The organism is Paenibacillus sp. Soil724D2 (assembly GCF_001427935.1).
Classification (GTDB): Bacteria; Bacillota; Bacilli; order Paenibacillales; family NBRC-103111; genus Paenibacillus_E.
The window spans coordinates 549,348-571,011 of the sequence record NZ_LMRY01000001.1 but is presented as its reverse complement, the minus strand read 5'-3'; the positions used below and the strand labels follow the sequence as shown (position 1 = coordinate 571,011).

Genomic DNA, 21,664 nt, shown 5'->3' with positions numbered 1-21,664 from the left:
TATCTAATTAAGTGAGGCAACTAAGCCTTGCTTTTTTTGTGTTGCTCAAACTTGAAACTATATAACTCTATCTATGGTAATATAACCGTGTGGTTATATAATAAAAACAGGACGGTTATTATCATGCGAAATCAGAATAAAGCCATTAACCCAGGCGTATCCAAACATCTTCGCATATTGCGGGAAGCAGGCTTACTGACGATTAGCAAAGATTCGCAGAAGCATATTTACCATTTACGTGCAGATCCGTTAGTAGAAATTGATAATTGGCTAGAGCTTTATCGTCAAGTTTGGTCGAACAGGCTGGATGCGCTTGAACAGTTTTTAGATGAGGAGGAATAAAGAATATGTTAGCTTCCATACAAAAAGTTGAAGGTGGCTATATCGCTCGCTTCGATCGTCCACTCAAACATTCCGTTGAAAAAGTTTGGGCTGCTTTAACGGAGAATGATAAGCTCGCCAGATGGATGTCTAATCTCCAAGTTGAGGATCTTCGCATTGGGGGAAATATCAAATTTGATATGAAGGACGAATCTGGGACATTTATCGATATGAAAATTACAGATTTCAAGCCATACTCCATCCTGGAATTCGAGTGGGGTAAGGATCGAGTTCGCTTTGAATTATATCCAAAGCCGGAAGGCTGTTTACTCGTATTAAATGAGTTTATTAGCGCAATAACCGATCATACGCCCAAAGATTTATCGGGATGGCACATTTGCCTAGATATGATGTACGCTTTATTGGATGGACACTTCATGGACTTTCCAAAAGGCGAATGGGAACAGTGGTATGAAAAATACAAAATAGCAGTCAGCCGTATTGTTTAGAAAAAAACATATGTCACATATAAGCTGATCTCTCTGCCCTAATGGCGGGGGAACAGCTTATTTGTTTTAGCGAAAGCCCATCATCTCCCACACCTCTTTTCTACCAAAAGTATGATAGAATAGGAGAGATATGAGAACAAAGAATATGCTTACGAAGCAAGTTTTCCAAGGAAAGCACTAAGGAGGCCCTGTATATGTCCATTCGATTCCTAATCGGCAGAGCTGGAAGTGGCAAAAGCGAACGCTGTCTCACAGAGATGAAGCAGCATTTGGCGGCAGAGCCGGAAGGTCATCCGCTTATTTTACTCGTTCCTGAGCAAGCAACGTTTCAGGCGGAGCATGCGCTTGTCTCTGATCCAAGCATTCGTGGAATGATCCGCGCTCAGGTGTTAAGCTTTCACCGTTTGGCATGGCGTGTCATGCAAGAAGAAGGCGGCACAGCGAGGCTGCCCATTGATGATACAGGCAAGAAATTGCTGCTAACCAGCATTTTACATAAATATAAAGACAAGCTTCACCTATTCGGTCATTCGGCGGAGCAAATGGGTTTCGTAGACCGGCTGAATCAGCTTTTCACAGAAATGAAACGGTATTGTGTAACCGCTAAGCAGCTGGAAGAACACGAGAGTAGACGTGTGGTTACGCTCGGAGAGAGCGGTTTGCTGCGCGATAAAATGCATGACATAGGGCTGGTTTATCGGCAATTTGAATCTGAGCTTTCCCGTCAGTATTTGGACGGCGAGGATTATTTAACGCTGCTGGCGGAGCAAATACCGAATTCCGCTTATTTGCGGTCGGCATCGGTATGGATCGATGGTTTTCACGGCTTTACGCCGCAGGAGTTTGCGGTGCTTGGCGCACTATTCGCTGCTTGCAAACAGGTGACGGTGACACTTTGTCTTGATCGAGAGCTGCAGGCCGGGGATACGCCCGATGAGCTGGATTTGTTTCACCCGACAGCAACCACGATGGTGCGGATGCAAGAACTCATATGGAAGCTTGGTTTACCATCAGCTGAAGTTCATCTCTTGGCTCCTGAAACTTCGCCGCGTTATGAAGATAGTCCCGCTTTAGGCTATTTAGAGCGGAAGTTCGATCGACGTATAGGCGGCGGTGCTGGGCAATATAAGCCTGCGCCAAACGAGAAATTAAGCGACCAGCTTGTTATTAGAGAGGCTGTCCATCGCCGTGCTGAGGTTGAGGGTGCCGTAAGGGATATGCTGCAGCTGGTTCGTGAACAAGGAGTTCGATGGCGGGAAATTGCGGTCATGGTACGGAACATGGATGGCTATCAGGATTTGTTAAAAGCAGTTTTGACCGATTATGACATTCCTCACTTTTTCGACCAAAAGCGTTCAGTCCTTCATCATCCACTCATTGAATTCATTCGCTCGGCCTTGGAGGTTGTGCAACACAATTGGCATTACGATGCCGTATTTCGATGTGTCAAGACGGATCTGCTGCTGCCGATCGAAGAAGCTTCCCAGCGGACGGAGCTGGATAAATTAGAGAATTATGTGCTTGCTTTCGGCATTCAAGGGTACAGATGGACGGACGGCAAGCCATGGACCTTTAAATTCCGAGCTAATTTGGAGCAAGCGGACGATGGTGTACAGGAGCAAACGGCAGAGCTGCAGTCCTTAAATACGAGCAAAGCGTGGGTAGTAAGACCGCTCCTTGCCTTTTCGAAACGTTTACAGCAAGCAAGCTCCGTTAAAGATCAGGTTGAAGCGCTATATGAGCTTCTGGTCACTGTTCAGGCTCCTGAGAAATTAGAGGCATGGAGTGAGCAAGCTATCCAAGATGGGAAGCCAGAAAAAGCGCGAGAGCATGGCCAAATGTGGGATAGCGTCATGGATATGCTCGATCAATTGGTGGAGACGATGGGGGAAGACGACTTGAGTCTGGAGCTTTTTAACGGACTAATTGAGACGGGTATGGAGAGCATGAAGCTTGGCTTAGTACCACCCTCGATGGATCAGCTATTGATTGGAAGCATGGATCGGACACGTTCCAGCGGGATTCGATATGCTTACATTTTGGGCGTCAACGATGGTGTTATCCCTGCTCAAATGGATGAAAAGGGCGTCCTTACGGAAGCGGAAAGAAGTGTACTGACAGAGTCAGGCTTGCCAATGGCCGATGGCAGTCGACGCAAGCTGCTGGACGAGCAGTTTATTGTGTATACGTCGTTAACCGTTCCTGGTAATAGGCTTTGGATGAGCTATCCGCTTGCCGATGAGGAAGGGAAATCCCTTCTGCCTTCGGAGCTAATCAAGCAAATGCGTCAGCTTTTTCCGGGAACAGAAGCCCCGCTTTTACTTGCTGAACCAGCAGCTGAATCACCAGAAGGCGAACAGGCGGCTTATATTTCACACCCTATTCAAGCTATCTCCTATTTGGCTGTCCGCATGAAGCATTGGATGCTAGGTGGACGAATGGCTGACCTTTGGTGGGAAACATACAATTGGTATGCCGAACAGCCTTCATGGCAGCTGAAGCTGCAATCATTAGTTCAGGCGCTGCAATATACGAATAAAGAGAATGGCCTCAGTTCGAAGACAAGTAAGCTTCTATATGGGCAAAATTTACGTGCAAGTGTATCGAGAATGGAGAAGTATGTGGCTTGTCCTTTCTCGCATTTCGTGTCCCATGGCTTAAGACTGCAGGAAAGACGGGTTTATCGACTAGATGCTCCGGACATTGGGCAATTGTTTCACGCAGCGCTAAATCAGTTTGTCCAAAAGCTCCAGCAGGATCAGCTCGACTGGGGCTCGCTTACAGCTGAGCAATGCATGAAGCGTTCCGCTCAGGTCGTGGACGAGCTCGCGCCAAGGCTCCAGGGAGAAATTCTGTTAAGTTCAAGCCGTTATGCTTACATAGCAAGAAAACTGAAGCAGGTTGTAGGCAGAGCAGCAGTTGTGCTCGGTGAGCATGCCAAGCATGGACAGTTCCAGCCACTGGGGCTGGAGATTGATTTTGGACCAGGCAAAGAATTGCCGTCACTGACCTTCGAGTTGGATAATGGCTGCACTATGGAAATTATCGGTCGAATTGACCGTGTGGATCGAGCGGATGGCGAGCAAGGTGTTCTTTTGCGCGTTATTGACTATAAATCGAGTCAAACTTCCTTACAGTTATCTGAGGTGTATTATGGTCTTTCCCTGCAGATGCTGACGTATTTGGATGTCATTATTACGCATGCGGAGCAGTGGTTGGGAATTGCAGCGAGGCCGGCAGGCGTGCTTTATTTCCATGTGCACAATCCGATGCTCCAGCAAAAAAATGCCCTCGACCCCTCTGAAGTGGAGAAGGAGCTGCGCAAACGGTATAAAATGAAAGGCCTAATCACAGCTGATGCGGAAGTAGCCGGTATGATGGACGATGAGCTGGTGAAGAGTTCAGGTCACTCACAGCTTATCCCAGTTGCCTTGAAGAAGGATGGAACCTTCTATTCAACCTCTTCAGTAGCAACGGATGAACAGTGGGATACACTTCGTAAATATGTGCGGAAACAGGTCAAACAGATCGGAACGGGTATCACGGATGGACATGTAGATATTGCTCCGTACCGTTTGGGTAAAAAAACAGCCTGTCTGCATTGTTCGTATAAATCGATTTGTCAATTTGATCCGTTATTTGAAGGCAATGAGGTTCATCAGCTCAAACAACGGGGCAAAGATCAGCTTTGGTCCGATCTGGAGCAAAATGTGAGCCAATCATAAAAGCAGAAAGGAGCGTACATACGTGAATAAACAACAACAGTCTAAGCCACCCGGCAGCACATGGACGGATGATCAATGGGATGCAATTACACTCAAGGGTCAAAACATGCTTGTTGCCGCTGCTGCTGGTTCAGGCAAAACCGCCGTACTCGTCGAGCGGATTATACGCCGGATATCCAATGAGTGGGAGCCGATTGATGTTGACCGTTTGCTGGTCGCGACGTTTACCAAGGCAGCGGCATCTGAGATGAAGCATCGTATTCGTGAAGCACTGGAAAAAGAGTTGATGAAGCAGCCGCATTCGCAGCATTTGCGCAAGCAGCTCGCACTGATGGGACGCGCATCGATTACAACGCTGCATTCCTTCTGTCTGGAAGTTGTTCAACGTTACTTCAGCCTCATTCGGTTAGACCCGGGCTTCCGTATCGCAAACGAGACGGAGGCTGACCTGCTTCGCCAAGACCTGTTAGGCGAAATGCTTGAGCAGTACTACGCCGTGAGCGGAGAGAACAGCTCCTTCTGGCGGCTGGTCGATTCATTCAGCGGCGAGCGCAACGACGACGCGATCATGCAGCTTATTCAGAAGCTGTATGATGTGTCACGCAGTCATCCGTGGCCGGAGTACTGGCTCAGGGCAACGGCTTCGATGTTTGGACCGGCGGCGCCGCAGGTACCGCAGGACGTGCCGGATGAGGCAGCCTCCGTCATGCAGGAGGCGCTGCCTTACGTTGCTGCTGCGACTGCGCCAGCGGACTATTCGATCTGGGAGCAGAGTCTGATCCGCGACCTGTCTTTAGAGCTGGAAGGAGCCGCTGATCTGCTGCGGCAAGCGCAGCAGATCGCTGAATCCCCTGGAGGTCCAGCGCCGTATTTGGACAATCTGCGAGAAGATCTGCTGCTCGTAAACAATTTGCGTGAAACGACCACCTATCCGTGGTCCGTCTTGTATCTTGGTTTCCAGACTGTCGAGTTTGGCAAGCTCAAAGCATGCAAAGGCGATGATTATGACAAAGAGCTGCAAGAGGAAGTCAAAGAACTGCGCAATAAAGCCAAAGAGCAAATTAACAAAATGAAGGAAGAACTGTTCGGGCGTACACCTGAACAATTCCATCAAGAAATTGCCGAAATGGCTCCTTTGCTTCACACGTTAGTGGATCTGGTTGTTGACTTTGGACAGCGGTATCAAGAAGCTAAGCAAGCTAAGGGTTTGATCGATTTTGCTGATTTGGAGCACTATTGTTTACAAATTCTTAGCGCAGAGGGCTCTATTCCCGGGGAACTGATTCCATCCGAGGCTGCTCAGGCTTATCGCAGACAATTCGTGGAAGTACTTCTGGATGAATACCAGGATACGAACCGCGTACAGGAAGCTATTGTTGAACTAATCTCGAATACGAAGCCTGGCAATCGATTTATGGTAGGCGACGTGAAACAGAGTATATATCGGTTCCGTCTTGCTGAGCCAGGTCTCTTCCTGGAGAAGTATAAGGCGTACCGTTCCAATAAGGATGAATCGCCAGAAACGTCTGCAGAAGGCGGAAGAATCGATTTGGCGCGTAATTTCCGCAGTCGCATTCAGGTTGTCGATGCGGTCAATTTTCTTTTTAAACAAATGATGAACGAAACTGTTGGTGAAATCGCTTATGATGAGCGCGCAGAACTTGTATACGGAGCGGGCTATCCGCCATCTGCTTCCGACTGTTCGGTAGAAATGCTGATTGTCGATCGTGGGACGGAAGTGCCAGACAAAAGTGAATCGTTCACTGATGATACCGATGATCAAGAATCAGAAGCTTTTGGAGAGGGGGCCGAAGGAGCCTCTGATCCCGTAATAGAAGCGCAAGAACTAGAAACAGCGCAGCTGGAAGCGCGCACGATTGCCCGCCAAATTCGAGGATTGCTGGGTGTAGGAGGACAGGAAGCTTTTCGGGTTTTTGATAAAAGAACGGGCGGGGATCGTCCTGCGACCTATCGCGATATCGTCATTTTGCTGCGGGCGACGCAGGCGTGGTCTCCTGTCATCATTGAAGAACTCAAAAAGCAGGGCATACCGGCCTATGCGGAACTGAGCACCGGATATTTTTCTGCAACAGAAGTAGAAGTGATGCTTTCCTTGTTGAAAGTCATCGACAATCCGTATCAGGATGTGCCATTAGCGGCCGTACTGCGTTCACCGGTTGTGCAGCTAACCGCTGAGGATTTAGCGCAAATCAGGGTCGCGGATAAATCAGTGCCTTTTTACGAGTCTGTCTTACAGGTAGTTAAAAGTGCAGAGTCGGATGATAACGAAGTTCTTTTACAAAAGCTGAACCATTTTCTTGGGCTTCTAGAAAAGTGGCGGAATGACGCTAGACAAGGCTCACTTGCCGATTTAATTTGGAGCATCTACAGACAAACGGGTTATTACGATTTCGCCGGGGGACTACCTGGTGGTTTGCAAAGACAAGCAAATTTAAGAGCGTTATACGATCGTGCAAGACAATATGAAAGCACATCTCTACGGGGATTATTCCGCTTCCTGCGTTTTATCGAACGAATGAAAGAAAGTGGCGGAGACCTAGGCACAGCGCGTGCGCTCGGTGAACAAGAAGATGTGGTTCGCATCATGTCCATTCATAAAAGTAAGGGGCTTGAGTTCCCTGTTGTATTCGTGGCAGGAATGGCCAAAATGTTCAATCAACGTGATTTGAATGACGCGTTTTTACTGCATAAAGAGCTCGGCTTTGGACCTCGTTTTGTGGATACGAATTTGCGTGTAAGCTATCCGACACTGCCTTCCTTAGCTATCAAAAGAAGAATGAAGCTAGAGCTGCTTGCAGAGGAAATGCGCGTCTTGTATGTTGCTCTCACAAGGGCGAGAGAAAAGCTGTATTTACTTGGCACTGTGAAATCACTCGATAAGCTGCTGCGTGGGTGGGGCCGTCATCTGTCTAGGACAGATTGGTATTTGCCGGACTTTGAATTGGCGAAGGCAAAGAGCTATCTCGATTGGGTCGGACCTGCCCTGCTTCGTCATCCAGATGCGGCTCTGTGGAGAGAACGCCTGGGCATTAGTGAGTCATCTTCTAGCGTGCGTCTGTTGCAAGATCCTTCAAAATGGAAGTTAACGGTTATCCAGCCCGAGAGCTTGCAAATGGAAGAACAGTTGGAAGCTGAAAGTGTGTTACCCGACGCAGAACGAATGTCAGCCGTTCATCAAAGTCATTCTGTACCTACGGCGGGTAGATGGAAGGATTGGTTGGAGGATCGGCTCTCATGGACATACGAATATCCGGATGCGCCAAAGCATTTTGCTAAGACCACAGTATCGGAAATGAAGCGTTTGTCTGAACGGAATCGCATAGCGGGAGAAATGGAATTCCCGTCTGGAGCAGAAGCTGCTGCTTTGGATGAATCGCAGGTGAAGCCAAAGACTGCGGTATGGCGCAGGCCTAGATTCATGGAAGAGAAAAAGCTAACTGCAGCTGAAAAGGGTACGGTTGTTCATGCTGTCATGCAGAATCTTTCTCTGGAGGGAACACCGACGGAATCAAGCATACAGGCAACTCTTGAGGAGATGCTGAACAAACAAACGCTTACTCAGGAGCAATGTAATGTTGTAGATATTCCGGTTGTATTGAAGTTTTTCGAAACAGAAGTTGGTAAGAGAATGGTACAAGCTGCGAACGTGCAGCGTGAGGTGCCATTTAGCTACGGATTGCCTGCGGATGAAGTTTACCTGGGAACTGACCGCTCCACGATAGGTGAGACCGTGTTAATTCAAGGGGTTATCGATTGTTTATTCGAAGACGAGCTAGGACTCGTGTTGGTTGATTATAAAACGGATGCAGTAAAGGGAAACAATGACGCAGAACTGATGGTGCGTTATGAGAAGCAAATAACACTGTATACCCGAGCCGTGGAACATATTTGGAAGCGTCCTGTGAAAGGGAAGTTCTTGTATTTCTTTGACGGGGCGAAATTGTTGGAGATGTAAAAGGTGATAGATAGATAAATAGATAGATACGGAGCATATGAAATGTTTAGAAAGGAGTTGAGTTATGCGAATTCTACACACAGCCGATTGGCACTTTGGACGTACACTTGAAGGGCGCAGCCGGTTAGAGGAACAGACGGCTTTCATGGATGAGCTTGTGCAGATTGTTCAAGATCAAGCCATCGATTTAGTTCTGATCGCAGGAGATATCTATGACAGCGTAAATCCTCCCGCTGCTGCTGAACAGCTTTTCTATGAAGGCATTGCCAGATTGGCTGATGGCGGTAAGCGCCAAGTGGCCATAATCTCCGGCAACCATGATCATCCGGATCGGCTTGCAGCATCAGGTCCGCTTGCGGCTAAACAAGGGATCACGATTATTGGCTTACCGGTCCCTGACATTCAGTCGATTGGTATTGCAAGAACAGGCGAGCTGGCACGTCTGATTGCGCTGCCGTACCCGTCGGAATCACGACTCAAGGAGCTGCTTTCGGATGTTGCCGAGGAGGAAGTACTGCGCAGCAAATATTCCGAACGCGTGGGTGCACTTATTCGTAAACAAGCGGCTTCTTTTGAAGTCGGCACAGTGAATCTGATCATGAGCCATTTGTATGTTCTTGGCGGTCATGAAACGGAATCGGAACGTCCCATCCAAGTAGGGGGAGCCTACACGGTAGATACGAATGCTCTGACGGCAGGAGCGCAATATGTTGCGCTTGGCCATTTGCATAGACCGCAAAATGTGAAAGCAGCGTCTCCTATCCGTTACTGTGGTTCCCCTATCGCCTACAGCTTCTCGGAAGCAGGCCAAGCGAAGTCGGTCACAGTGCTCGATCTAGCTCCGGGAAAAGCTGCCGAGCCTAAGGAAATATTTCTTACTTCGGGCCGCCCTCTAGTGAGTTGGAAAGCCAAAGAAGGAATTGGGCAAGTACATCAATGGCTGGATGAACAACGCGATGCTTCTGCCTGGATCGATTTGGAAGTCACAATGACAGAAGCCATGTCTATCGAACAGATTCAATCGCTGCGCAAAGCATACGAAGGCTTTATACATATTCGGCCAATTTACCCGGAGATGGAGGCAGTCCGAGCCGTGGTATCCAGATCTGATCTGTCGATGGAGGAGCACTTCACGCGTTTCTACTCTCGTCAAACAGGCGGCGCTCAGCCTGAACCAGAATTGGTTCGGTTGTTTTTGGAGCTGCTGCAAGAGAAGGATTTGGCGGATGCTGCTGGGGAATAAGACTGATTTTGATGTTAACAAAGAAAAAAACAGATGGAACATATAACAAGCTCTAGTGCTTTTATGAAAGGAGGACAAGCGTATGCGTCCAATTCAGTTGCAAATGTCCGGACTTCAGAGTTATCGAGAAATGCAGACGATCGATTTTAGCCAATTAGTGGATGCGGGCGTGTTTGGCATATTTGGGCCAACGGGCAGTGGGAAATCATCCATTCTTGATGCGATCACGCTATCGTTATATGGCAAAGTGGAAAGAGCAAGCGGTGGCACGCAAGCGATTATGAATCATGCGGAGCAGACGCTGTTCGTTTCTTTTACGTTTGAGCTGACGAATGCGGCTGGCACTGAGCGTTATCGTGTTGAGCGGCAATTCAAGCGCGGAGCGGAGATGTCCATAAACGGGACCATTTCTCGGCTTTTACATATCAAAGGGACTGAGACCATTGTACTTGCAGATAAAGCGGGTGAGGTGAATCAGCAGGTACAGCATATTCTGGGTTTGTCTATGCAGGACTTTACGAGAGCTGTCGTGCTCCCGCAAGGGAAATTCGCAGAATTTCTGACGTTGACCGGCAAGGATCGCAGGCAAATGCTGCAGAGGCTATTTCACCTTGAACAGTATGGGGATCATTTGAGCGCGAAGGTTAGTTCCAAAGTGAAAGAAACGGACAGCACAGTAAAGCAGCTCGCTGCAGAGCAGCAGGGGCTTGGTGATGCTTCAGAGAGAGCGCTAGAAGAGGCCAATGCCAAACTTCTGGAAGCAGAACAAGAGGCGGTTCGAAGTCGTCATCATTTGGAGCAGCAGGAGAAGTCTTATGACGAGCATAAGCAGGTGTTTCAGTGGCAGATGGAGAAAAAAACGCTGGAACAAGAAAAGCAAAAGCAGCAGGAACAAGAGCCGTTAATCCTCGAGAAGGAGCTCCTTCTTCAAAAAGCAGAGCAGGCTGAAAAGGTGAGGCCCTATCTGGAACAGCATGTTTTGGCTTCCAAAGATGTGTTGACAGGGAAGACGCAGCTTGAGATTGCAGAAGCTTCAAAGCAGACAGCTGAAACATCGTATCAGCAAGCTGTTCACAAATTTGAACATGCGCAGCAAGAGCTGGCTTTACAGGAAGGGCCGCTTTTATTGCGGTTGGACCAGCTGCAGCAGGCTCTAGTCATTCAGCAAGAGCTTGAACAAGTTCAAAGTCAAATTCAAACCACTCAGAATCAAGAAGCTGAAATCAAGGCAACTTTAACGCATTTGCAGGCTGAAGTGAGTAAAAACGTAGAAACAAAACAAAAAGCAATCATTAAACAAACTGAGCTTAAAGAGCAGCTGAAAATGGTGGAAACCACATCTGTATCCAGACAGCTATTACAATCTGCTTCTCAAGAAAAGAAGGCAATTGAACAACTCCAAGCCCAAGAGCTTGAAGCTAAGAAGGCCAGAGAAGAAAAAGCTGGGGCTTACTCGGTAGTGGAACAAAGTCAATTGCAATTGGCAGCCAAGCAGCAAGCCTATCAGGTTAAATTGTCAGGATGGCTGAATAAACTGCAGGAAACTGGTAATGAGGTTAACTTGCAAAGTGCAGCATTCACCAAGTTCGTTCCTGCTTTGCAAGCTTACAAAGAGAGACAGAAGTTGAGTTGGAAAAAACAAGAGCGTCATGCTTTGGCAGCGATTCTTGCCAGTGAGCTTGTGGATGGGGAACACTGCCCTGTATGTGGTGCGACAGAACATCCATTAAAGCTGCATAGGGAAGTGCCCGTTGAAACTGCCTATGATCTGGGGGCAAATGAAGAGCTGATTCGACAAGTAGAAGAGCTGATTCAGCATGCAAAAGAGCAACAATTCACGGGGCAGCAGCTGCTGCGCAGATTGGCTGCAGTCCATCGGCAGGCTGTTGATTTGGGGGCGGTTTTAGCTGCATCCGGTCAGGAACAAGCTGAATTGACCAGTAAACAATCCTCTATGGCTTGGGGTGAGGCAGCTGCTGGGAAAGAAGAAGAAGCTAATGCCAATCTTGGGGAGCTTCATGAAGATATAAGTTTTGAGGCTTTGCATGAGGAATGGAAAGTTATGGAGGCAAGCCTGTCTACCTGTATTTCCCAGTCTGAAGAACTTGAGCATTCTTTCCAAAGTATGCAGAAAGAGCATGCGCTTCTCGCACAACAATTCGTGCAAGCAGATGCTCAGATGCAAGCGGCTGGGAGCTTGTTATCAGAATCGGATAGCAGGCTAGCTTCAATAACAACAACGCTAGGTGAGCAGTTAAAAGGTTGGCAGGAGCGTTATGCGGAACTTTCTTGGATAGACGTAGAACAGCAGCTTGAACTGCTTCTTGCCAATGAGCAATTAGCCGAGGAGCTCCGCGGCCGAATTGAGAAGAGCATCCCGTTTCTTGACGAGCTAAACGGGAAGATCGATGAACTCCAGCGCGCCGCACTGGAGCAGGATCGTACTGCCCTGCAGCTGCATGAACGGCTGCAGGGCTTGGCACAGCTCGCCGCCGACAAGTCGCGGCAGCTCGCTTTGCGCGCGCCCGGCGCGGCTGTGCCGCAGCTCATCGCGGAGGCGACCTCCGCGCTAGAGCAGCTGCGGCAGCTCGCGCAGATGACCAAGCTCGCGCACGCTGCTGCGCAGCGCGAGCAGCTCCTGGCGGCGCAGCGCTACAGCGCCGCCGCCGAAGCCGCCGCCGCCGCCGCGCGGCAGCTGGCGCAGACCGAGCGCGCGCTGCACGGCGCGCTCACGGATAACGGCTTCGCGACGCGCGAAGCCGCAGAAGCCGCGGCGCTGGCGCCCGAGCAGCGCCGCCAGTGGGCGCAGCTCGCGGCGGAGCACCGCGAGCGCGAGCAGGCGCTGCGCGCCCAGCTGGCGCAGCTGGCAGCGAAGCTGCAAGGCCGCGTACTGAGCGCGGACGAGTGGGCGCAGTCGCAGGCGCAGCTGAGCGCCGCGAAAGCGGCCGCCGAGGCCACGCTCGAGACGCGGGCCAAGGCGGCGCAGGGCGCGAGCGAGCTCGCTACGCGGCATGCGCGGTGGTGCGAGCTTGAGGCTCGTCGTGCCGAACAGGCAGAGCAGCTGGAACGGCTTGGCAAGCTGCAAGCCGTCCTTAAGGCCAATGCCTTCGTCGAATACCTCGCCGAAGAGCAGCTCATGCAAGTTAGCCGCGCTGCTTCAGAGCGGCTAGGTGAATTGACGCGTCGACGCTACGCGATTGAGGTCGACTCCGGAGGAGGCTTTGTCATCCGTGATGATGCCAACGGCGGGGTGAAGCGCCCGGTAAGCACGCTGTCGGGCGGTGAAACGTTCCTTACCTCGCTGGCGTTAGCGCTCGCGCTTTCGGCACAGATCCAGCTGAAGGGGGAATACCCGCTGGAATTCTTCTTCCTCGATGAGGGCTTCGGTACGCTCGACCAAGAGCTGCTGGACATGGTCATTGGAGCGCTAGAGAAGCTTCATATGGATAGTCTAGCCGTGGGCGTCATTTCCCACGTTCCAGAGCTCCGTGCTCGTCTAGCTCGTAAATTAATCGTCCTCCCAGCAGAGCCATCTGGGCGCGGGAGTCGCATTGTCGTTGAGGAACTGTAGCTTCTTCTTGTATACTGCTCAGAATTTACTTAGGAAGGTGAACATTTGTTAACTTTCGAAAGACAAAATAATAAGTTTAATTTTAGAGTTGCAGGGATTGCTGTCCATAACAACAAGATCCTCCTACATACAACCCCAGAACATGATTACTGGGTTTTACCTGGAGGGCGTGTGGAATTTAATGAATCAACTAGTGACGGAATCGTGAGAGAAATACAAGAGGAACTGGGCGTCTTATCACATGTGGAGCGTCTTTGTTATGTACATGAATTAATATTTACAGAAAATGGTAATAATTTTCATGAGCTCGGATTTTATTATTTGATTTCATTACCAGAGAATAATGAGATCATGAATAAGGAATCTGAATTTTATGGGATTGAAGACGGTGGCAGGTTGATTTTTAGGTGGTTTTCATTTGATGAATTAAATCAAATTGAGGTGTACCCCGAATTTATCAAAAGAGATATACATGTCCTATTAACTTCCGAGATTATAAAGCATGAAGTGACAAATGAATCATAAGCCATAGAGAATCTAGTATTTTATTCACAAATCAATATCCCTATCCAAGGCTAACGACGCTCCACTTCGTTAGCCTTTTTTACATCCTCCAAATCATCTTTAGGTGAAGTCATCAAACCGACTCGTACAAGTTGGCATACACTGCAACATCTTTAAGGAAGAGGAGAATGTGAATGGCTACATTTAATGAGGCGCTAAAACACAAGAACAGACTTTCCCCCGTTTTACTAAAAAGATCCGAGGTCATGGCAGTGGGTGTTGGCTATGCTGATCCCAGTAAACCGGCACTCGGAGCAAGCGTTATTGTTTACACGCATCAAAAAACCGTCCCCTCCAGTTTGAGCAGCCTTAAAGGAATGGTTGCTAAAGCAGGCAAGGCAGTTCCAGTTCGGTTTGTCCCTTCAGGGATGTTTAAAACGAGTGTCTCATCTTCTAAACCAAAAGCCATCCGGCCAACATTGTTTCGCAATAGAATTCGTCCTGTCCCCGGGGGAGTAAGTATTGGTAAACCGGATCCATTCTCCACAGGAACAGCAGGCGTCATAGTGATTAAAAACAATCAGCTTTATATTCTGAGCAACAACCATGTTCTCATTAAAAACAACTCCACAGCCTTCTCAGCAACCGTGCAACCAGGGCCAGCGGATGCAGCGATTGCCGGTAATACCATAGGGAGAGCCTTTCAATTCGTGAGATTGCGTCCGGGTGAAGTCAATTTCCAAGATTCAGCGATAGCTCTGCCGTTTTCTAATAGTTTATTGAATCCAAGATACTTAGTCAGTGCATCGGGGCAGCTCGTTACAGTTCCTGGTCACTTGTTAAGCTACCCTGTCGGTCTTCAAGTGTTTAAATCGGGTCGTACAACTGGGTTTGTCAGAGGAACAGTAGAAGCCAATAATGTGGATGTACGTGTTTCTTATGGAGGAACTTTAGGGACATTATTGTTCCGAAATCAATCGGTTATTCGTGGGAATACGGGTGCTGTTTCGCTCCCTGGTGATTCCGGTTCTGTATGGCTTCGCGCATCGGATCGCTTCGCAGCGGCGCTCAATTTCGCAGGTACAGCGGATGGCCTCCGTTCGATTAGTAATCCAATTGGTACAGTAATGTCCACGTACGGGTTACGCATTGCCATTCCGGCAGCAGGCGGAACTTTTAAAGCAGGCGCGATTAAAGGGATTGCTCCGCGAGGTAACTATTCCTACGTTCAGCAATTAACAGATGAACAACGTAAACGCACTCGCGCTGTACTAGTTAAATCCTCTAAGTAAATACTATCATTTCATCGAAAAACCAATGGGCCCAGAAACATTGGTTTTTTGCTTTTTTATTTATTTTTCGACAAAATGCTACTTTATTCCATTCAAAACGTATTAGTTATGGACATAAAAACTTATAACAGGGTCGAAGGGAGTCATCTTATCTTGAAAATCACTAAAAAAAGAATCGGAATTATGACGTTGGCTGTAGGAATTATCGTAGCTAGTCTAGCAAGTGCGCCGGCGCCTGCTCGTGCAGACATCGTATGGGATCACTGGCAGAAAGCAGAATCACTTCGTGCAAGTGGGAATAAAGATGAGGCTGTGCCGCATTGGAAATTCCTGGCTAATCACTACGCGAGCACGGGAGAATGGGAGAATGCAGCTTTATTCAATGGAAACTTGGCCGCCTATTACGATACAATCGGTGATTACGATCAAGCGATTAGCTTTTACGAATCCGAAAATGAATATTGGGTAAAAGCCGGGAAAGATTGGGGGGCTGTAAAGCTGCAGCGTGCCGATCAAATTCGAACAACGATTGAATTGTATAGACAGGATCGTAATGAGACGACGGTACAACAATTAGCCCTGCCTAAGAACAGTCAATTGGCCAAGTTTGAACCTACATATGGCACTTATCTGGGGGTGTACTCCGAACAGGATCCCAAGGTAGGTAATATTTTTACGAAAATGGAAACGGTTTATGGTAAAAAGCACGCGATTTATTTGGCCTATGCACACTGGGGTCAAGAATTCCCCGCTATGTATGCGAAGAGAGCTAAAGATGCAGGTGGCGCTTTGCAAATTGCATGGGAACCTGACGATGGCCTAGATCCGGTTACAGACGGCACCTATTTGCGTAAATGGGCACAAGATGCCAAAGCGGCAGGGATCCCGATCTTCTTGCGTTTTGCTGGGGAAATGAATGGAGCTTGGGTCAAATGGCACGGAAACCCTGCCCAATATATTGCTAAATTACGTATGCTGCACGATGTATTCGCTGCTGAAGCACCGAATGTCGCGATGGTTTGGAGTCCTGGCGATGTACCAGCGAATGATATTGACCCTTATTATCCGGGGGATGCTTATGTAGATTGGGTTGGAGTTAGCTTATATATTGAGCCTTATGAAAATGGGGATCCGTCTCTTCCTTCTATGATTTCTACGAGCAGTGTAGAGAGGTTAACGAGGCTTTACAACACCTATGCGGACCGTAAACCGTTAATGTTAAGTGAAACAGGAGTCCCGCATTACGCGCACTCGGCAGGCGAGGATTTCACGGAATGGGCGAAGCTTAATCTGCAGCGTTTATATGAGATTATGCCTTATAAATATCCAAGATTGAAGGCTATCACTTACTTTAATGTCGATCAAAAGATGGAGAACGCGAAAAACGACTATTCACTTTCCACTTCGTCTGAGATCCAAAATTACTACAGCAAGTTAATTGCTAATCCATATTTGCTTTCCAAGGTAACAGACGCAGCTAAACCTACTGATCGTGTGGGCTATGTACCCGTAGATGCGAATCATCAAGCTTTTACGAAACAAACCAAGTTAATTCCCTTTGTCAAAATACCTGACGTTTACATTGGTAAAGTAGAGTATATCTTAAACGGACAAGTGATTGCTTCTCAAACAGATCTGCCTTACGGTCTGGAGCTGCGAGCCGGGGATGTTCCGGAGGGTTCCGTCATTCAGATCAGGGTTTATAATAAAGCTGGTAAACAAACAGCCTTGCGTACCTTCGGTTTATCTTCACAAGTATCTGTTGAAATTGATGGGAAAGAGCAGAAATTTGAGCAGGCACCTGTCATTGTAAAAGGATCAACATTCACGCCGCTGCGTGCGATTTTCGAAGCGATGGGTGCAACGGTGGATTATGAGGCCGCTACTAGAACAGTTACTGCCAAAAAGGGAAGTACAACGTTACGCCTAACTCTTGATCAGAAAACGGTGTATGTGAACGGCCAAGCTGTTCAGTTAGATGAGCCAGCTCAGCTGGTGAACGGTTATACACTTGCGCCTGCTCGATTTGTTGGGGAAACATTTGGCGGCAAAGTCGCTTGGGATGGCACAAGCAGAACGGTTACCATAACAACTAAATAGAAGAATGACTTCATGAAAAGAAGCTGTTCTATCGCCTGATAAGATAGTCAGAGCGTTGGAGCAGCTTTTTTCCTATAAAGTAGACGATAGTATCAGTCATTGATGTACTTTATACAACATACGTCTTGGATGTAAGTCGCTTGGCATCAGCCTTGACAAACACGCTTGTCAAGGAAGGAATAAGCCATTTTCTTCATATAAGTTTCATCGCATATTGATGGATTTTCCAAGCCCCATTTACACGTTTTAGAACATAAGTGAACTGAGCATCATGGGTGCCTGATAGGATGTATAAAGCCGTATAACTTAATGTCTCTGAATCTTCAAGTTTGAGCTCCTGATTTTTAATTTCTTTGACTTCACCAAATGGTTTAAGATCAAGTGAACTGCTGGAAAGAAGATGGTGAATTCCTGATTGGGGTGCGTGTATAGCAAGTATTTCTTTGGCTTTGGCTTCGGTGAAAGACTGCATAAGCCACTCTTGAAGTTGATCTTTTTGTGCAGGGCTAATCCGTTTGAAATGAAAGGAACCTAAGCTTTTGGTGAATTGATTATTAACTTGCTTGAACCAATCTTGCATGAGTTTAAGTGATACAGCATCCGTCTCTTTGCCAGCATCCAAAGCGAGTGGAGACAAAGGGAAAGTTTGAAGTGTGTTATTAAATTCAGTTTGTACGATTTCCGTGGCAGGGGGAGGCGTAGTTTCCACCTTTTTAATTTGGCTAACTTCCGCCACATCGGAAACTCCTTCGAGGATATCAGCGTAAACCGAAAAGTATTTATGGATGACGATTGTTGCACGGCCCGTAGAACCAGGAATCCCGAATCTACTCTGATCTTCGGACTTAGGTATATGCAGAATCATTCTGTTGGAATGTCCTTTAAAAACTAGAGGTTGAGGTAATCCAAAGGAGGATTTCTCATCTGCAATAAACACTATTTGATTGCTATTGTAATCTGCATCTTCGTAGTTAACCATAAACGAACCGGATATTATTGCCTCACTTTCCATGGTGTAGGCAACAGATCCTTTACCGTAAGTTTCTTGCTGCTTATCCGTGATTTTCCACGCGGCTACTTGATCTCCGATACGAATAGATGCAGGATCATACCAACGCATCGTTGGTTTTAAGTCAATTGGAACAACTGGGGTTGGCGAGCTTGAAGGAACAGGATCTGAGTTTGTTGGCATCGTTGTACTTGGCAGGATAGCTGCAGGATTCGATGGTTTATGGGGAGGCTGCAGCGTTATGTTCAAAACAAGCAGGAGAATTGCAATTGCAATGATGATCCCCGCGTATAACTTCAATCTTCGCTTAACTTTCACACGAAAAGCACCCCCAACAGATGTTCATTGACTATTGATTAGACGGCTGACGCTGCATGAAGTTGCACGGAATTCGCCCATTTCAAATAGACATTAAAAATAATTTAGTTAAACGCATAACTGATAAATCAATTTAATGGTAAAAAGATAGCGCTATCATATTGTAATATTGGGTAATGTGTCTTATAATCTAGTTAAACGTGTAACTAAACTAAAGAGGGTTGAGTAATGAAGAAACCAACAATTAAAGATGTAGCCAAAGTCGCAGGCGTTTCAGCAGCCGCAGTGTCCTATGCCTTAAACGGCAGAACCGATAAAGTTTCCAATGAGACGATCGAGCGTATTAAGAAAATAATTGAAACCTTAAACTACATACCGGATTTCTCGGCGAGAAGTTTAGTCAAAAACCAATCCAAGTTGATTGGCATCGTGATTCCACAGACAGAATCCCATAAACAGCTTATACTTGAAAACCCTTTCTACAGCGAAATGATAAGCGGTATTGAGGGCAAGCTTCGCGAGTATGGGTACCACCTCTTGTTATCTGGCGTTAACCAAGGGGAAAGTTATCTGGATTTATCCGTTCAGCGTAATCTGGATGGCGCCATAATGATGGGTATTTATCCGGAACAGTTTTATGACGGTTTTAAGAAGATTAATATCCCGATTGTTCTGATCGATAGTTACATTAACGACAGTTACTTCAAGCGAATCGGTATTGATGACGAATACGGTGGATATTTGGCTACCAAATATCTGATTGATAAGGGTCACTCCAACATTGGACTTGTGACTGGAGCGATTCGTAAAGACGGTGTTGTTGAGAAACGTTTCCTCGGGTACAAACGTGCGATTCGTGAAGCGAATTTCTTTTATAACCCGGACTATGTGTTTGAAGAATCCATGAGTTATGAGCATGGTGTGGCTGCAGGTCAGCTCATCGCTAACAAGTTTCCTGAAATCACAGCAGTATTTGCTACAGGGGATATGGTTGCATTCGGAGCGATTCGGAGCTTGATGGACATGGGTAAAAAAGTTCCGGAAGACATCTCTGTTATTGGCTTTGATGATATCACGATGTCGAAGATGTTTATCCCGCCATTAACAACAATCCGGCAAAATATAACTGAAAAAGGCGCTATAGCGGCCGAGCATCTCATCAACATGATTCAAGGCGGCGTGGAGCAAGAAGCGAATGAAATTATGCTGCCGCTAACGATTGTGGAGAGAGCAACAGTTAGAGCCAAGGAATAATTAGTATTAATTATTATCTGGAACCGGAAAAGGAGAACGTCATGGTCGGACAAAAGAGATTTTCCAAAGCAGTTGTCATTATCGGATTTTTATTACCAAGTTTAGCGGGTTTGTTTCTATTCCAACTCATTCCGATGCTCTCCTCCGCGGTCATCTCTTTTACGAATTGGGATTTGTTAACCCCGGCGAAGTTCGTTGGGGTGGATAATTACACCGAAGCTTTGCGGGATGAGAAAACGCTTACATCATTAATGAACATTCTTCAGTACATCCTTGGTTATTTGCCATCTGTTCTTGCTTTTGGTTTATTGTTCGCCGTTTTATTAAATAGGAAGCTAAGGGGTATTAAGCTTTATCGAATTTTCATCTTTGTACCCGTCATCACATCGTGGGTAGCTGTTTCCATCGTATGGCGCTGGCTGCTGAATGGACAGAGCGGACTCATTAACTACCTGTTATCATTAATCGGAATACAAGGACCTGTATGGCTGCAGGACTTTGTATGGGCAATGCCCTCAATTATCGCGGTAAGTGTATGGAAGGATATCGGCTATGTGACCGTCATTCTTCTTGCGGGGCTGCAGGATATTTCGGAGGATTATTATGAAGCAGCGACGATTGATGGCGCAGGTGGATTTCAGCAGTTTTTTCGTGTAACGCTACCGCTGCTCACGCCTAGTATTTTTTTCGTACTTGTCATATCACTCATCAATGGCTTTCAGCTCTTTGATCAGGTGCTAGTTATGACAGGCGGCGGTCCGGCAGGGCAAACGAGCACGCTTGTGCAGCAAATTTATGGGAATGCTTTTCAAAGCTATAAAATGGGCTTTGCCTCTGCGCAGTCATGGATCTTATTCGTCATTATTTTCGCCGTCACCATCGTTCAGCAGCAGCTTCAGAAAAGGTGGGTTACCTATGACAGATAAATATATGCCGTATCGGAACTTGCTTTCACACCTTATTTTGATTGTGGCGGCTGTTGTTCTCATGTTTCCTTTCGTCTGGATGCTGTCGGGTTCCTTTAAGGATAACTTGGAAGTCGTCAGAATGCCGCCGAATTTAATACCCGATACATTTAAATTCAGTAACTACGTCGAGATTACGAAATACTTCCCGATCTATCGCTTTTTGGGCAACAGTGTCGGCGTGTCCTTAGTGACGACAGCAGCACAAATGGTAGTGTGTGCGATGGCTGCATTTGTTTTTGCTAAAATACCGTTCCGAGGCAGGGAAACTCTATTTGTTCTTTATTTGATCACGATGATGATTCCCATGCAAGTGACGATGACGCCACTCTTTATCGTATTTCAAAAATTGCACCTGACGAATACGTATCTCGGTCTCATTTTGCCAGGAATCTTCAGTGCTTACGGGACTTTCCTGCTTCGACAACACATCATGACCATTCCTGATCCGTTGATTGAGGCGGCGAGAATGGACGGAGCTTCTTATTTGAGGGTGTTTGTGAGTATCATTCTTCCGCTTAGCAAACCAGCTCTTGCAACGCTAGCCATTTTTGCTTTCATGGCTTCGTGGAACAATTTTTTATGGCCGCTTATTATTACGAGCGATAAGGAGTTGATGACACTTCCGATTGGACTAAGTAAGCTGCAGGGTAGATGGGCGACGGAGTGGAACATATTGATGGCGGGGAATGTGATCAGCTTTGTACCGATTTTCATTGTGTTTTTGTTCGCATCGAAATACTTCATTAAGGGAATGACCATGAGTGGCGTTAAAGGATAATGAGAGGGGTGATGGAAGTCGTTTGAGACGTAAGTGCTGAAATTAAAAGACAATGGTGAGTTAACTGAAGAAAATTCATAAGAAGAGAGGGTTTAA

At 47.1% G+C, this 21,664-nt stretch carries 13 protein-coding genes; 12 read left to right on the top strand and 1 reads right to left on the bottom strand.

Annotation, left to right across the window (positions count from 1 at the left end):
• Positions 1-123 precede the first annotated feature (123 nt).
• The 9 genes from ASG85_RS02690 to ASG85_RS02650 all read left to right on the top strand — a co-directional run bounded on the left by ASG85_RS02690 (position 124) and on the right by ASG85_RS02650 (position 17,241).
• Positions 124-342 carry an ArsR/SmtB family transcription factor gene (locus ASG85_RS02690; RefSeq protein WP_235550056.1) on the top strand — a complete coding sequence of 73 codons (219 nt, stop codon included), beginning with the start codon at positions 124-126 and terminating at the stop codon, positions 340-342.
• A gap of 5 nt (positions 343-347) precedes the next feature.
• Positions 348-830 carry an SRPBCC family protein gene (locus ASG85_RS02685; protein ID WP_060645290.1) on the top strand — a complete coding sequence of 161 codons (483 nt, stop codon included), beginning with the start codon at positions 348-350 and terminating at the stop codon, positions 828-830.
• Positions 831-1,024: 194 nt separating this feature from the next.
• Positions 1,025-4,555, top strand: a complete 3,531-nt coding sequence (addB, locus tag ASG85_RS02680; protein ID WP_060645289.1) for a helicase-exonuclease AddAB subunit AddB — start codon at positions 1,025-1,027, stop codon at positions 4,553-4,555.
• Between the two features lie 22 nt (positions 4,556-4,577).
• Positions 4,578-8,531, top strand: a complete 3,954-nt coding sequence (addA, locus tag ASG85_RS02675; RefSeq protein WP_060645288.1) for a helicase-exonuclease AddAB subunit AddA — start codon at positions 4,578-4,580, stop codon at positions 8,529-8,531.
• A 64-nt stretch (positions 8,532-8,595) separates the two neighbouring features.
• Positions 8,596-9,774 carry an exonuclease SbcCD subunit D gene (locus tag ASG85_RS02670; protein ID WP_060645287.1) on the top strand — a complete coding sequence of 393 codons (1,179 nt, stop codon included), beginning with the start codon at positions 8,596-8,598 and terminating at the stop codon, positions 9,772-9,774.
• An 82-nt stretch (positions 9,775-9,856) separates the two neighbouring features.
• On the top strand, positions 9,857-13,345 hold the full coding sequence (locus ASG85_RS02665) for an SbcC/MukB-like Walker B domain-containing protein (RefSeq protein ID WP_060645286.1): 3,489 nt from the start codon (positions 9,857-9,859) through the stop codon (positions 13,343-13,345).
• Between the two features lie 45 nt (positions 13,346-13,390).
• Entirely contained in the window at positions 13,391-13,870 is a 480-nt protein-coding gene (locus tag ASG85_RS02660; RefSeq protein ID WP_060645285.1) for an NUDIX hydrolase, read from the top strand.
• A 173-nt stretch (positions 13,871-14,043) separates the two neighbouring features.
• On the top strand, positions 14,044-15,141 hold the full coding sequence (locus ASG85_RS02655; protein ID WP_063860121.1) for a hypothetical protein: 1,098 nt from the start codon (positions 14,044-14,046) through the stop codon (positions 15,139-15,141).
• Between the two features lie 153 nt (positions 15,142-15,294).
• Positions 15,295-17,241: a stalk domain-containing protein gene (locus ASG85_RS02650; protein ID WP_060645284.1), complete on the top strand. Its 1,947-nt coding sequence runs from the start codon at positions 15,295-15,297 to the stop codon at positions 17,239-17,241.
• 193 nt (positions 17,242-17,434) lie between these two features.
• Here the strand turns inward: ASG85_RS02650 and ASG85_RS02645 are convergent, their stop codons facing one another.
• Positions 17,435-18,568, bottom strand: coding sequence for a hypothetical protein (locus tag ASG85_RS02645; protein ID WP_060645283.1), 1,134 nt, complete (start codon positions 18,566-18,568; stop codon positions 17,435-17,437).
• 228 nt (positions 18,569-18,796) lie between these two features.
• Here ASG85_RS02645 and ASG85_RS02640 point away from each other — a divergent pair, with 228 nt between their 5' ends.
• Genes ASG85_RS02640 through ASG85_RS02630 form a run of 3 tightly spaced genes read left to right on the top strand, consistent with a single transcriptional unit; the run spans position 18,797 to position 21,568 of the window.
• Positions 18,797-19,822 (top strand): LacI family DNA-binding transcriptional regulator, encoded by a 1,026-nt coding sequence (locus ASG85_RS02640; protein ID WP_057303109.1) that lies wholly within the window; start codon positions 18,797-18,799, stop codon positions 19,820-19,822.
• A 41-nt stretch (positions 19,823-19,863) separates the two neighbouring features.
• Positions 19,864-20,748, top strand: a complete 885-nt coding sequence (locus ASG85_RS02635; RefSeq protein ID WP_057303108.1) for a carbohydrate ABC transporter permease — start codon at positions 19,864-19,866, stop codon at positions 20,746-20,748.
• Entirely contained in the window at positions 20,738-21,568 is an 831-nt protein-coding gene (locus tag ASG85_RS02630) for a carbohydrate ABC transporter permease (RefSeq protein WP_060645282.1), read from the top strand. Before ASG85_RS02635 ends, ASG85_RS02630 begins: the two co-directional genes overlap by 11 nt.
• Positions 21,569-21,664: the final 96 nt, after the last annotated feature.

Coding starts and splice junctions, on each gene's coding strand:
- ASG85_RS02635 (WP_057303108.1), top strand. CDS start 19,864: ATGGTCGGACAAAAGAGATTTTCCAAAGCAGTTGTCATTATCGGATTT.
- ASG85_RS02640 (WP_057303109.1), top strand. CDS start 18,797: ATGAAGAAACCAACAATTAAAGATGTAGCCAAAGTCGCAGGCGTTTCA.
- ASG85_RS02670 (WP_060645287.1), top strand. CDS start 8,596: ATGCGAATTCTACACACAGCCGATTGGCACTTTGGACGTACACTTGAA.
- ASG85_RS02655 (WP_063860121.1), top strand. CDS start 14,044: ATGGCTACATTTAATGAGGCGCTAAAACACAAGAACAGACTTTCCCCC.
- ASG85_RS02630 (WP_060645282.1), top strand. CDS start 20,738: ATGACAGATAAATATATGCCGTATCGGAACTTGCTTTCACACCTTATT.
- ASG85_RS02685 (WP_060645290.1), top strand. CDS start 348: ATGTTAGCTTCCATACAAAAAGTTGAAGGTGGCTATATCGCTCGCTTC.
- addB (WP_060645289.1), top strand. CDS start 1,025: ATGTCCATTCGATTCCTAATCGGCAGAGCTGGAAGTGGCAAAAGCGAA.
- ASG85_RS02690 (WP_235550056.1), top strand. CDS start 124: ATGCGAAATCAGAATAAAGCCATTAACCCAGGCGTATCCAAACATCTT.
- ASG85_RS02665 (WP_060645286.1), top strand. CDS start 9,857: ATGCGTCCAATTCAGTTGCAAATGTCCGGACTTCAGAGTTATCGAGAA.